The following is a 12977-nucleotide window of genomic DNA, read 5'->3' as shown; positions in this document are numbered from 1 at the left end:
TTTTAGCGTTTCATTGCAGTTAATGGATTCAGCACAATCACTTTGTAGATGGGATAAAACGAAAGCAGCAATCCGATCACAAATACAATCATCCCCTGATTAAAAAAATTGACAGGGTCTGTTGAGGTGGGAAATACCGGTTCGAACCCAAAGCGTTCGAATGCCTTTGCCGTTTCTCCGCCCATCCTTATCGGGTTCCGGTTCAGGTAATGCACCACCGGGATACTGGCCAGTATGCCTAAAATGCACCCGGTAAGCACGATTAAAATGGATTCATAAAGCAGGAGAAGGGCGAGTTTTCCCTTTTTCATCCCGATGGCTACGAGCATTCCCATTTCAAACCTCCGTTCAATCATCATCATGGATAATGTGCCAAATATTCCGAAGAAAATAAGGAGGTATAAAATGCCTGAAATCACCTTCATATTATTGGTATCGGACCTGATGTGCTGTTTGATATCCGGCATTATTTCTTCCCAGGTCATTACTTCATACTGGGTGCCGAGTTTTGCCTGCACAAAGGCAGCGGTTTCATCCATGTCCGGCGTTTTTTTTAGAGAAAGGATATACCCTGTGGCCAGTCCGGTGGCTCCGTAGAGTTCCTGAGCGCGCTGTAACGGCATCATGACCATCTGATCGTTTAACTGTGGTGAGCCAAACCTCAGCACGCCCTTCACCGGATATTTACCGGCTGCGGTAGAACCGTGGTAGCCCTGACCTATAATGGTAATGGTGTCTCCAACGGAAACTTTAAGCCTTTGAGCCAGTCCTTCGGCAAGAAGAACCGAGCGGGCACTGTCTTCTAAATAGCTGCCTTTGATCACTTTTTCCTTCAGTCTGGTAATTCTGTTTTCTTTTTCGGGATCAATACCCATTACCATACATCCTTTGGTAACATCCAGAGATGAAATCAGGGCAAAGGATTCGAGCCGGGGAGTAACATCGGTCACGTTATCGTCCTCCTTTATTTTTTTCTCCATGTCAGCAGAGACCGCAAAACTGTTGTCGATGATCTGCTCATCCCAGTATCCCTTTTGATGCACCTGAATATATCCGGAGTAAAAACTGACTACATTTTTGACAAGATTATCAAAAATGCCCTGTTGAAGGCTGCTGGTGATGATTGACAGGACTACGGCGAAAAAAATGGAAGCCATCGTCACGGTGGTCCGGTTTTTATTCCGCCAAAGGTTCCTCCATGCAAATACAGGCAACCACATCTCAGTACAGTGTTTTCATGTTATCGAGCCTGAAAAAGTCATCGGAAATCGGTTTGTTGTAGCTGATATTTTTATAAATCATCACTGTTTTCTGTCCTTTTTTGCCGGTAGGGATCATTTCGAACCTTGTCGGAATCACGCGGCCGCCCATCTGTTTGATTTCATCACTGTTCATGATGTTGATCAGTTCACCGTCTTCATCGTAAAACCGGCTGTGCAACTCCAGGAAATCCTTTTTATCGATACACAGAATTACTTTTCCCCATACCACTGCTGCTTCAGGTTTGGGCACCATTCTGATGACGTAGCAATCCCGTTTCTGGATGATGGTGTCGCCCACAACGGTATGATTATAATCGGACACCACGGAAGATTCTTTCACCAGATCATCATTGGTAAAGTCGGTTCCCATCCAGTTTTGGCTCATCATGGAGGGAGGGAGCTTTATGGTTCTTTCCAGCGCAGGCATCCAGTTCCATACTTCTTTTTTTCTTTTTAAAAAGGCAATGCCTTTGTCCCTTACGGGAGACTGGATAAGGATCATGGCCAAACTGCTGCCTTTCATCCATGTTTTGCATTCCATTTCTCTTTTCCAGGTTGGCCGTACCGTCCTGATAATAATTTCTGCCTGCATCGTTTCACCCCGCATCTGCGCGTCTGCTTTTCTGACTATTTCTGTGGCGTTCTGTGGGAAAATCAGTTTTACAATTAGCAGGAATACTGATATTACCGTTATTTTTGTACTCATCATCGTTTTATTATACCATGGGAAAAGCAAATAACTTACTTGTGCATCACTGGTCACTGTCTTCACAAAAAGAATTTTTCCGGATGAGTTTTTCAGCCAGAACCCTCTGAGCTTATTTTTAAAGAAAACCCTGCCGGAATCCTCAGAACGGCAATTTGCCTCTTCCGGCAGGGCTTTAAGTTGATCCCGTATTATCCTGTGTATGAAAATTTCTCCTTTTCACAGGACTGGACTGTTCTTTTTAGGTGCGATTTTAAAAATCAGTATTTCCGTTTTCAACGCACTGTTTTTCACGATAAGTTATGGTTATAGGCTGATACCATTGAAGAGCATTCCCTTTTTTACTCAATTTTAATTTGTTTGTGATTTGTTTTACCGTTATCCACTTTAGCAATATTAATGCTTAACAGGCCGTCCTTGTAATTCGCCTTGATCTGTTCGTCCGTAACATTATCAGGCAAACGGAAACTTCGGCAGAAAGAGGAGGTGGAGAATTCCCTTCTCAGGTAATTTTTTTTCTCTTCTTTGCTTTCCTTGCTGGTTTCTGCACTGATGCTGAGAAAGCCGTTGTCCAGATCCAGTTTGAAATCTTCTTTCTTAAAACCGGGTGCAGAAACGGTGATTTCATACTTAGAGTCCTGATCAAGGATGTTGACATTGGGATAATTGTTCTTTGCCAGCATGGGTTGGTTCAAAAACCCATCGGTATTCCAGAAATCTTCCATCATGGATTCAAAAGTAGGCAGCGTGTTGATTCTTTCTAAGGTTTTCATGACAATCTATTTTTGTTGGTTAATACATCAAAGGTAAAATCCCTCCTTATGGTGTGCCATGATTGCGGTTGTTTTTTGAAATGATTCTAATCACTTTTTTTCACAAACTGCGAATGTTCGCGGGGTGAAACACCGGTGATGGGATCTGAGGGTACCGGGCGACATTGAATCTGTGCATACAGAGTCAGCAGCAATTCTCAGCAGCGACCCAGCGACAGGAAATAGTACCGGAAAAAGTGCGCGCTTTCAGGAAGTGGTGGCAGGAAACCTGTACTGATCAACGGTAATCAGGCCATGCTGCCCCGCCGCCTCAACGAAAAGGAATGCCTTCCAAACGAGCGACCACCATGCTGATTTATGCTTTTTGAAGCCCGCCAACGCAGGATGCTCTGCTCCTTATCCCGCCGGAGGACGTCATGATTCTCAATAGGTAAAGTCCGTATTTATGGATGGCGTTTGCAGCGTATCTTTGGTTTCATCCTTTGTCTTACAGAAGGATAATGTAAATTGCGTACCCTGATTCAGGGAACTGGTGAAATGAATTTCTCCATTCATCAGGTTGACATAACTATCCACGATACTTAGGCCTAATCCTGTTCCGGAAATGTTGCCGGTGTTGTGTGCCCTGAAAAAAGGCTCAAAAATCAAAGCATGATCTTTTTCAGGGATGCCTATGCCATTGTCTTTAACGGTAAAAAGATACTGCTGATCAGTAATTTCTGTGGAAAATTCAATCACGGTATTTTCACCTGAATATTTCACAGCATTGGTAATCAGATTAGTCAGGCAGTGCCTTATCAGGTATTGATCCAGATTTATCTGGCGTTCAGAGCCGGTATGCCGGTAAGTAATGACCTGATTGGTCTTGCTGATCAGCTGCATTTCGTCCCGGAGTTCTTCAGCAAACTTTAAAACATCAAAAAGACGGTTAACCGGAGTAGTAATGCCGATTTCAAGTTTTTCCGCCGAAAGAAACTCATTGAGAATAGCATTGAGATTGCCGATGGCATTTTTCAGCTGATGGAGGTATTTTACTACCGGCACCCGCTCTGAACGCTCGAGATATTTTTCAATGAGGGCTATAGAAAGCTGCATAGCACTTAGTGGAGTACGCAACTCATGGGAGGCCATGGATACCAGACGGCTTTTCAGGTGGCTGAGTTCTTTTTCTTTTTCAAGAGACTGGTGCAGCTCTTCTTTGGCTTGCTGAAGTTCAGTAAGCATTTGCTGCAGACTTTTAGTGCGCTCTTCTACCAGTTCTTCGAGTTCGCCGGTGTATTTTTTAAGGATCTCCTCGGTTTCTTTCTCTCTGGTGAGGTCATGAAGAAATGCGGTATAGATCATTCTGTCCAGATACTGCACTTCACTTACAGCGAGTCTTAAGGGAAATTGAGTACCGTCTTTTCTTTGTCCGATCACCTCCCGAATCTTTCCAATGGATTTTTTCTCACCTGTCTTCCGGTAGTGCTGCATATACTGATGGTGCGCGCTCCTGTCAGGTTCGGGCATCAGGATGGAAACGTTCTGACCAACCAGTTCATCATTTTGATAACCAAATATTTTTAGACCTGCCGGATTAATGCGTTCTATCATACCGCTACTGTCCACAGTGATAATCCCGTCAAGAGCTGTGGTTATAATGGCCTGCAAAAGTCTGGCGTTTTCCATGGCGGCAGTGTAAGGTACCCGAATATACGAAGTTACAAATTTAAAAACCCTTACCCTTATTTATTATGAAAAATGTTGACTGATGCGGTTGGGCCGTAATACCTGTGGGGTTTTATTACGGCCCTCAAAATGGAATCTGATCAGAACAGGAGAGGGACCCCCTGCGGAATAACCATTAATGGAAGATGCAGTTTACGGGCCTGTCTGATGCTGTGGCTGCCCTCGGTTAACCTGTCGAAAAACACTTTATGCTGGTGCCCCATCACCAGCAGATCCAGATCCTTATTTCTTAAAACATCCAGGCCACTGTCGATCCCTTTCTCTTCAATGGGCAGGTAGCTGGTTTTCCCCGGAATGTCTTGAATGAAAAGATCTTTTTTGTGCTCATACGCATCATTATCCAGTTTTTCATTAAAATCAATAACATGACTGATCAGGAGTTCGGCATCAAAATATTCCGCCAACTTGGATAAAGCCTGTGCGGTTTTTTTATCTTCCGTACTCAGGTCCGTCGCGAACGCAATTTTCCGGATAGCCTGGTAGCGGTGATGGTGGGGAATGATGAGTAGGGGATGCTGCGTTTTGTCAATCATTTTCAGACTGTTGCTTCCAAAGAGGAGCTGGTTTAGCTTTCCGCCCCCTGTCATTCCCATAACAATCAGGATAGCATCTGTTGCAATGGCGGTGGTATGAATAAAACTTACCAGATCTTCCCGTTCACAGGAATAAGAAATGGTGGGATGAAAGAGGGTAGGAGCATCTGCCGCCAGAACAGTTTCTTTTTTTTCTAATGTGTTGGCAAACTTTTTCAGGTCTTTGTTGATCTCTTCCTTGAGGTCGGGATATTCGTACAAAGACCAGGTAACCCCGCTCATTACAGGGCTTTCGGCTGGTACGGTAAACGCGTTACAGAGGTGGAGGTCTGCCTTGAGGCCTATGGCCATGTTCAGGGCATAATGAGCAGCGTTTTTGGAGGGTTCTGAAAAATCGGTCGGAACCAGAATTGTTCTCATAATAGGTGTTTTTTAAATTATCAGTGTGGGAACTTTTGTTCCAGATTTTTATCCAGACCATAAATGTCTCTGAACATCTCAGGTTTTCCCTGATGTATTCTACAGGTGAGGTAGGAGATCATGAAGGGCACCGGTTTTTTTAAAATAAAATCTTTTCGGGTATACGTCTGCATTGCCTCTTCCAACTCTGGGATTTGGTTGGCAGCACCGTCACCTATAAGCAGCAGGCCTGCGAGTTGTTTTGCGTCTTCCACCCGAATGCATCCGTGGCTCAGCGCTCTGTATTCCTGATGAAATAAATTGGGCTGGGACGTATCATGCAGGTATACATGATAAGGGTTGGGAAACCGGAATACTATTGCACCCAGCGCATTGCCGGGCCCGGCAGACTGTCTTACCGTGAACTGAGATGGGTTGCTGCGCACGGCTTTCAGGGTGGTGCTGCTCCCCTTTATTGGGTGTCCTTCTTTATTGTAAAATGAATAATGATGGTTGGTTAAATACTGCCTGTTTTTTAAGATTTTGGGCAGGATTTCTTTCATCATGATGCTCTGAGGAACCACCCAGACCGGTGCGGTGGTAAAATAATGAATGGCACTTTTCAGCACAGGGCTTTTATTGGAAGGTTTTCCCACGATAACTTTGAACTCCGATATTTTTCCTGCCTGATGGAATTCTAAGGTGTAGGAAGGGATGTTCACGAGGATATAGGAGTCTTCGTCAGTGTCCACCCACCGCAGGCGTTCCATATTGATGATTATTTTGGTCACCGTCTCCGGAGGAACCTCATTATCGCCGGAAAACGTTCTCCTCAAATAATTTTGAAGATCCTGATAGGCTTTTATTTTTGGCTGTGCTTCGGAAGCTGCATTTTGCAGATTCCGTTTTCTAAGGGCGCCCGCCAGGATTTCGTCGGCACGGAAGCCGTCTATATTCCGTTCATCGATCTCATCGGCTTTATAAAAAGGGTTATACTTTCCAAAATGAAGATGGTTGAGAAATGTGATAAGTTGATCTGTAATCAGAATGTCATTTTTGATCATCGCAACAGAATCCTTTGCGGTGGTAGGATGCGCCGCCTTTTTTAATTTTTCGGCAGAAAACTCCTGCGGCTGATTGGCATAAGAAGACATTCCGTACTGGGGTGCACTTGCCAGCAAAGCAATTGCGCCCTGTAAAAGATCTTTTTCCGAATCCATCCAAGCGTATTTAAACCGGTTTTGTTCATAAAAACGCTTCACTGTTTTTGGATAATGGAGGGTACGCCAATTGGCGGTGTCCGCAAGAAAGAGGTCTAACCTGATATTCTGACCGCTGATCTGAATAACGGCGAGCAGAATAACATGGAAATACAAAATCGCTTTCATCTTGCAGTATTTATTAAGTAAATTTCCGAATTTATATGTTTTTAATTTGTGACAGGAATCATTTTATAAAATGATCTATAGCGCATCCCTGTCGCCGGAATACGAAGCACAGATTTTGAAATATTGGATTTTCGTCATCTTTTGAAACTTCCGGTCATCTGATGCCGCCTGCCTGTTTTTATTGGTATTGTCATTCCTCCGAGGCAGTTCAAGCGGTTTTGTACAGGTTTAATTTTTTGAAAACTGCTGAAGTTTGATAAAACCTCCGCCAGAGATTGAAGTCATCCGTATTTTTTCTGATTCCTAAACCGCTTCAATCGGAATGGTCAGCAGGTGGAGAGGTCCTGATGAAAAATCAGCTCGGGGTGAAAGAACTTCTCAGTGGGTGGAATATGCATTATAACCAATCAATAATGACGGAATTTGAAATTATTTCATTAAATTTAAGGTTTAAAAATCATTTTTTTAATAAAAACAGATATGCATCATCCATTTGAAAAACATTATGTAAACAGAGTGGGCTGGCTTCGTGCCTCTGTTTTAGGTGCTAATGACGGACTGCTTTCCACCACCAGTATTGTAATAGGCATAGCCGCAGCACAGCCAGACCGGAATATCATTGTACTCGCAGCTTTAGCGGGAATGATTGCAGGGGCCATGTCGATGGCGGCAGGGGAATATGTTTCTGTCAGTTCACAGGAAGATACCGAAAAAGCAGATCTGCTGCGTGAGAAAAAAGAACTGGAAGAACTTCCGGAAGTGGAACTGAGAGAGCTTGCTAAAATCTATGAAAACAGAGGGGTAAGTAAAGAAACCGCTTTGCAGGTCGCTACAGAACTCACGGAACACGACGCACTGGGAACGCATGCACATGATGAATTAGGCATTAATGAAATTACACAGGCAAAACCGTTACAGGCAGCGGTGGCTTCATTTGGATCTTTTGCATTGGGCGCTTTATTGCCTTTTGTCGTTTCTTTTTTAGCACCTATTAAAGAAATGGTCTATTATCAATATGGTTTTTCTATTGTTTTTCTTATGATTTTGGGGGCGGTTTCTGCAAAAACGGGAGGTTCTGATATGGGTACCGCGGTTTTAAGAATTTGCTTTTGGGGAACAGTTGCCATGGGAATCACCGCCTTGGTAGGACATCTTTTTGGAGTGAATATCAATTAGGTTGATTCTTTCTTTAATGATGAAAAATGTCGGACCCTTTAAAAAGGCAAATCTATATTTTCCGGTAAAATAAAATCCTTCGTATACGCATTCTCCAGAAAACTCAGAAACGGTTTTTGAAACTGAATGATATCTCCTCTCTGAATGCCGTACACCGACCAATAGTTGGTGAGCAGTTGTGCGAAAGTTTCCTCATCCCAAAATCCGAAAACAGGTCTGTTTTCATTGGCGGTAACAGGAACTGCCTCTATGGTAATTCCGGTTGCGGTGTTTTCAATGTTGTATTCCGGTTTGTACTGTAAAATATAATCTGAGTAATGAAATCTCGCAAATAATTCTTCAAACTGAAGTGGATGCAAAACGTGACCTTTCATTTTTTCGAGTATCTCCTTTTGTTTTTCACCGATCACGCCATTATCCTGAAGACAGGCAATAAAACCAAATCCATTGACGCCAAACTGGAACAGTAAATTAACCGTATCATCACGGTAACTGAAAATATCGGCGGAATATTTCAGCGGAAATACCGCAATACTCCAGGGTTTCTGACCCACAAAAGAAACCGGTTCTATGATGGACTGCATCATCAGATGGAAGTTTCCAAAACGTTCGCGCAGGGTAGCAGAGAGGTCGAAATTTTCTCTCAGTCTCATCCTGCGGCTGCTTTCGTAGCGCATTTCGTAATACAACATGCCGTAAACCATTCTCCCCGTCCAGAGAAAAAGCAACTGTTCATCGAGTGCTGCCATGCCTTCATATCCTTTTTCATAGGCAGCCTGGATTTTTTCCTCCAACGCCTCAAAAGCTTTTTTCACGCGGGGTGAGCAAGGCAACTGCAGATCAGCATATGTGTAAGACTTGCTTTTATCCATCATCTCAATGCGATCGGCTCCAAATTTAAAATGATCCATGAGCCACTCCGGGTAAACAGTCATTTTTTCGGTAGTTAAATCTCCGGTAAGGAAGCAAAACTGTTCATCGAAAATCAAATCCGTGAAGGGATTAAAAAGGGATAAAGACATAAAATGAGTTGATATTGAGGTTGAAAATTTTTGCAAAGATAGCCATTAACGTGGTTTTCTTAAGCCATTTTCCGTCGGATTTATTTTCCGAAAATAAAATATAGACAGAAGTTTCACCCAAATAGAAATTCAATGAATTCTATTTTTTTAAAGATATCCGTCTTTAATCATCATAAAATTTTAAATCCCGTCGTGAACGGGACAAGGGTTTCATGTAAAAACAGGCTGTTTTTCTCGCTCATCTAAAGGCGCAAACCGAAGATTCACCCATTCCTTCAAAACGATAAGAAAACATTGGCAAAGGCATTTGCCACCCTCGAATCTGCGATTTCGCTTAGCAAATGTCCGGAAATAGATGTTTACGACCATTACTCCGATACCTTATTCTTTAAATCCCATTTCAAAAAATCTAAATGGTGTTTTTCGTGAAGCCATTCGTGTTAAAATCACATTCAATAATCTAAACCAATATCCTTGATAAAATTAGTAGTACCATCTGTGTTAAGAACCCACGTTTATTTCCGGCGAAAATCTCAATAGACTTTCATTAATTAATCTTAGGCTGAATTTTAAATTAGAATTTCAAAAAGTTCTGATGATCAAAAACCTTGAAAGCGTCACCAATGTTTTCAAATTTGCTTTACAAAGTCCTGGTTTTCCGGTTACTGCATTTTCATTTCATTTTTCCTGATCGGCATGAGAATCGGAACCATTTTGCTTACGCCCTGCAGGTATTTTTCTGGATTGGGATTTCCGCGGTGACAGGTGATGCAGTAAACGGAAGTGATTTGTTTGGGCTTCGGGTCTGGAGCGTGGGGCAGAAAATATTTCGCATTGATGTCATTGGTCATCTGGAGCATTCCCCGGGCGATCTCTTTGGTTAATTTAGCATCAGAAGGAAAATCCAGTTTTTTGGGATCGGTCTTTTGTGCAGTATGACAAAATACACAATCTACGCCCAGAGAACTGTTAAAAGTTTGCATTACAAACATCAGACTGTCCTTGGTGATGTTCCCGGGCAGCACTTTTAGATTTTTCCAGTCTGTTTGTGTTTCAGTGATTGGGCGGTAAACTCTGGTAGAATTGGTTGTTATCAAAATAATAACACCGATGATTCCTAATAATCCAATAAAGGATAAAGCGGATTTTAATGGGTTTGTTTTCATGATATTTTGTGTTTTTAAAGAATATCTAAGTTATTAATTATTCTTTTAAAAGCGGTAATGAATTTCGAAAATCTGACTGGAACGTTATTTTAGATACCAGCTAAATCCATTGAATAGGAGGAAGTTAGAATTGAAAACAAGAGGGTCGTGCTACATCATTCTTTTGCTTTTCTGGTCAAGGTTTTAAAATCCAGGTTAAAATATTTTGCTGAAATGTCATATAGTGCCCTTTAACTGTTCAGGCTTTGACTGTACCGTAAAATTAATTTTAAACGCCTCCCGAAAGTTTTAAAAAGAACCTAAAAACTGAGGTAAAAAAGCTGCTGCTTAATTTTGAAGACTGATTTTCATTAAAAAATAATTTACAAATATTCAGAAAATATTTGATTTTCAATCTGATGTGCACTTTTGAGCAGCACCATTTTCACTTAGAAAGAAATTGATGTTAAAAAAGTGGCGTTCCGACATTTTCCTTCATCACTGCGTGCTTTTATCAAAACACAAATGGCACTGATTTTTTAACCGCGAGCGAAAAGCTCATTTACATTTTGTTAAAATGCAGTGTTTTTCCAATCCAGGTCCATTTCCAGTAGCCACGGACAATCATCAGGCCATTCTCTTGGATTTCAATATAAGAATCCCAGGTTCTGCCGCTGGAGGCATCGTAGATTTTTCCGTTTTCCCAACGTTGTTTTTCGTGGTTAAAATTCAGGTTTTTCAGAATTTCCATGCCAATCAGTTTTCTGTTTCTTAAATTTAAATCAGGATTATGAGAGTCCACCCGCGTGTTCATTGGCTTTCCGTTTCCTAAACGCTCATCAAACCACAAGATCCTGGCTTTAAAATTTTTTCCTTCCCTGTAAACAGATACGCTTACGGTTTTATCCACGGACATCCATTTTCCCAGAATATCATCAATTCTGTTTTGAGCCGTTGCGGTATAAAACAGGAGGAGAAAGAAAATGATAGAGGATTTTGCCATGGTGATTTAAGTTTCAAAAGTTATAACGGATGTAAAATGTGTTTTATGATGTTCTGAACAGCCAGGATTGTTATTTTAATGGTAAAAACGCCTGCCTTTTGCCAGAATCTTGAACGAAATAGCTTTTATCCATTATCGAGCCATTCCTTCACCTGACAAAACTGGGCCCATTTTTTTTTATTTTCAAACAGCCCGGTGCAATCCGTTCAATATTATTTTTTTGGTAGATCTGTAATTTAGCATAATGGGAAAGTCTTTGCGAAATTTGTCAAGTGAAATCAAAGGTTTGAAAAAGTTAAACACCCTTTCAATCTTTTCTAAATTTTATTTAGCAATTAGGAATCTCCGGACTGCGAACTTTAAAAATAAAATGAAAAACAGGTCATTCTCAAACAAAATATTTGTGGGGGGCTGCCTCAAAAATTTTCATGATGTTTAAAATGGATATCCAAATTATTCATTTATTGAACTAGTTCAACACTTTTTTCCGGTGACCAAACTAACTTTGCCGAAAATTAATTAAAAGAGAGAACCTGTTCAAAACAATAGTAAAGAATTTGAGGATAAGTAAATAGCTTTTAAAATAAAAAAAAGAAAATGATGACACGGGAAAATAACAACACAACTGCATTGCTGATCATCGACATCCAGAATGATTACTTTCCGGGCGGAACCATGGAACTGGAAGGCTCAGTTGAAGCGGCAGAAAAGGCGGGTGCTGTGCTTTCTTATTTTAGAAACAACAGCATGCCGGTCGTTCATATCAAGCATATTTCAAACCAGGAAGGGGCTACTTTCTTTCTACCTGAAACGGAAGGCGCGGAAATTCACCAAAGTGTTGCTCCATCAGAGACAGAAAAGGTGATTACAAAAAACTACCCGAACAGTTTTAGAGAAACAGAATTATTAGGATATTTACAGGAGAAATCTATTTCAAATTTAGTAATTTGCGGAATGATGACCGATGTGTGCGTAAGTGCTACAACCAGAGCAGCCATGGATTTCGGTTTTCAAAATACAATTATCGCAGACGCAGTGACCACCAGAGCCCGCGAACTGAATGGGGAAATGATCCCCGCTGAACAGATTACAGCATCGTTTCTGGCAGGATTAAATGCATTAGGCGGATTGTATGCAACACTCGAAACAAGTGAAAGCTATATAAAAAACCAGTAAACAATATGGGGGCATACCCTTCCTTCGAAAAGAATATCCTAAAATACGTTGATTTGTCGCAGGATGAATTAGCAGCGTTCATCTCTTGTTATACCCTTGAAACAGTTGAAAAAAACAGGATTATTCTGAAAGAAGGAGAAGTGTGCGAATTTGAAAGCTATGTGCTGGAAGGTTGTTTTAAAGTTTTTTATCAGGACGAAAATCTCCGGGAACACATTCTCTATTTTGCAGTCGAGGATTGGTGGGTATTAGATATTGGCAGTTTTGTTTCCGGTAAAGTTTCCAGATTAAATATTCAGGCCCTGGAAGATTCTGTTATTTTAACGGTTGACCGGGCAAAAAAAGAGCAGTTGTATGCCGATATTCCGAAAGCGGAGAAGATTTTCAGAATCATGAATCAAAAGTCTTTGGCATCCATGCACTTAAGAATGATCAGCATGCTTCATAAAACAGCAGAGAGAAGGTACCTGGATTTTACGGAAAGATATCCGGCCCTCGATCAAAGAATAGCCCAACACCAAATTGCTGCCTATTTAGGAATCTCCCACGAATTCTTAAGTAAGGTAAAAAAAAGACTGTTGCGCAATCAGCAGTAAAAAGTCAGGATTACCCCGTTCATTACCGATCAATAAAGTCACTCAGAAAAAAGACGCAGTAAATTGCGGT

General features: G+C 41.5%; 12 protein-coding genes. 3 read left to right on the top strand and 9 right to left on the bottom strand.

Annotation, left to right across the window (positions count from 1 at the left end):
• Positions 1-2 precede the first annotated feature (2 nt).
• From QGN23_RS04245 to QGN23_RS04220, 6 genes are all read right to left on the bottom strand, one after another.
• Positions 3-1157, bottom strand: a complete 1155-nt coding sequence (locus tag QGN23_RS04245) for an ABC transporter permease (protein ID WP_282906360.1) — start codon at positions 1155-1157, stop codon at positions 3-5.
• A 64-nt stretch (positions 1158-1221) separates the two neighbouring features.
• Positions 1222-2034, bottom strand: coding sequence for an outer membrane lipoprotein-sorting protein (locus tag QGN23_RS04240; RefSeq protein WP_282905780.1), 813 nt, complete (start codon positions 2032-2034; stop codon positions 1222-1224).
• 275 nt (positions 2035-2309) lie between these two features.
• Complete coding sequence (locus QGN23_RS04235) at positions 2310-2741, bottom strand: Hsp20/alpha crystallin family protein (protein ID WP_133440685.1); 432 nt, start codon at positions 2739-2741, stop codon at positions 2310-2312.
• Between the two features lie 423 nt (positions 2742-3164).
• Positions 3165-4409: a sensor histidine kinase gene (locus QGN23_RS04230; RefSeq protein ID WP_282905779.1), complete on the bottom strand. Its 1245-nt coding sequence runs from the start codon at positions 4407-4409 to the stop codon at positions 3165-3167.
• A 140-nt stretch (positions 4410-4549) separates the two neighbouring features.
• The gene (locus QGN23_RS04225) at positions 4550-5422 is read right to left on the bottom strand and encodes a universal stress protein (RefSeq protein WP_133440683.1); all 873 of its coding nucleotides are present in this window, start codon (positions 5420-5422) and stop codon (positions 4550-4552) included.
• A gap of 20 nt (positions 5423-5442) precedes the next feature.
• Positions 5443-6789, bottom strand: a complete 1347-nt coding sequence (locus tag QGN23_RS04220) for a L,D-transpeptidase family protein (RefSeq protein ID WP_282905778.1) — start codon at positions 6787-6789, stop codon at positions 5443-5445.
• 480 nt (positions 6790-7269) lie between these two features.
• Here QGN23_RS04220 and QGN23_RS04215 point away from each other — a divergent pair, with 480 nt between their 5' ends.
• On the top strand, positions 7270-7965 hold the full coding sequence (locus tag QGN23_RS04215) for a VIT1/CCC1 transporter family protein (protein WP_282905777.1): 696 nt from the start codon (positions 7270-7272) through the stop codon (positions 7963-7965).
• 38 nt (positions 7966-8003) lie between these two features.
• Here the strand turns inward: QGN23_RS04215 and QGN23_RS04210 are convergent, their stop codons facing one another.
• The 3 genes from QGN23_RS04210 to QGN23_RS04200 all read right to left on the bottom strand — a co-directional run bounded on the left by QGN23_RS04210 (position 8004) and on the right by QGN23_RS04200 (position 11135).
• Complete coding sequence (locus tag QGN23_RS04210; protein WP_282905776.1) at positions 8004-8987, bottom strand: hypothetical protein; 984 nt, start codon at positions 8985-8987, stop codon at positions 8004-8006.
• 662 nt (positions 8988-9649) lie between these two features.
• Entirely contained in the window at positions 9650-10153 is a 504-nt protein-coding gene (locus QGN23_RS04205) for a c-type cytochrome (protein WP_282905775.1), read from the bottom strand.
• A 541-nt stretch (positions 10154-10694) separates the two neighbouring features.
• Positions 10695-11135: a DUF2147 domain-containing protein gene (locus QGN23_RS04200; protein WP_133440678.1), complete on the bottom strand. Its 441-nt coding sequence runs from the start codon at positions 11133-11135 to the stop codon at positions 10695-10697.
• Positions 11136-11732: 597 nt separating this feature from the next.
• Between QGN23_RS04200 and QGN23_RS04195 the strand changes: the two genes are divergently transcribed.
• Positions 11733-12311, top strand: coding sequence for a cysteine hydrolase family protein (locus QGN23_RS04195; protein WP_282905774.1), 579 nt, complete (start codon positions 11733-11735; stop codon positions 12309-12311).
• Positions 12312-12316: 5 nt separating this feature from the next.
• Entirely contained in the window at positions 12317-12907 is a 591-nt protein-coding gene (locus QGN23_RS04190) for a Crp/Fnr family transcriptional regulator (RefSeq protein ID WP_282905773.1), read from the top strand.
• The last annotated feature ends 70 nt before the right edge of the window (positions 12908-12977 follow it).

It is taken from the genome of Chryseobacterium gotjawalense, assembly GCF_030012525.1.
In the GTDB taxonomy this organism is placed as follows: domain Bacteria; phylum Bacteroidota; class Bacteroidia; order Flavobacteriales; family Weeksellaceae; genus Kaistella; species Kaistella gotjawalense.
Note: the sequence above shows the minus strand (reverse complement) of the source record. Positions and strands in the feature narration are given on the sequence as shown.

What these genes read in the sequence shown, in the direction of transcription:
- QGN23_RS04245 (WP_282906360.1), bottom strand. Translation starts at nt 1,157, where the DNA reads ATGGCTTCCATTTTTTTCGCCGTAGTCCTGTCAATCATCACCAGCAGC.
- QGN23_RS04235 (WP_133440685.1), bottom strand. Translation starts at nt 2,741, where the DNA reads ATGAAAACCTTAGAAAGAATCAACACGCTGCCTACTTTTGAATCCATG.
- QGN23_RS04230 (WP_282905779.1), bottom strand. Translation starts at nt 4,409, where the DNA reads ATGGAAAACGCCAGACTTTTGCAGGCCATTATAACCACAGCTCTTGAC.
- QGN23_RS04225 (WP_133440683.1), bottom strand. Translation starts at nt 5,422, where the DNA reads ATGAGAACAATTCTGGTTCCGACCGATTTTTCAGAACCCTCCAAAAAC.
- QGN23_RS04220 (WP_282905778.1), bottom strand. Translation starts at nt 6,789, where the DNA reads ATGAAAGCGATTTTGTATTTCCATGTTATTCTGCTCGCCGTTATTCAG.
- QGN23_RS04215 (WP_282905777.1), top strand. Translation starts at nt 7,270, where the DNA reads ATGCATCATCCATTTGAAAAACATTATGTAAACAGAGTGGGCTGGCTT.
- QGN23_RS04210 (WP_282905776.1), bottom strand. Translation starts at nt 8,987, where the DNA reads ATGTCTTTATCCCTTTTTAATCCCTTCACGGATTTGATTTTCGATGAA.
- QGN23_RS04205 (WP_282905775.1), bottom strand. Translation starts at nt 10,153, where the DNA reads ATGAAAACAAACCCATTAAAATCCGCTTTATCCTTTATTGGATTATTA.
- QGN23_RS04200 (WP_133440678.1), bottom strand. Translation starts at nt 11,135, where the DNA reads ATGGCAAAATCCTCTATCATTTTCTTTCTCCTCCTGTTTTATACCGCA.
- QGN23_RS04195 (WP_282905774.1), top strand. Translation starts at nt 11,733, where the DNA reads ATGATGACACGGGAAAATAACAACACAACTGCATTGCTGATCATCGAC.
- QGN23_RS04190 (WP_282905773.1), top strand. Translation starts at nt 12,317, where the DNA reads ATGGGGGCATACCCTTCCTTCGAAAAGAATATCCTAAAATACGTTGAT.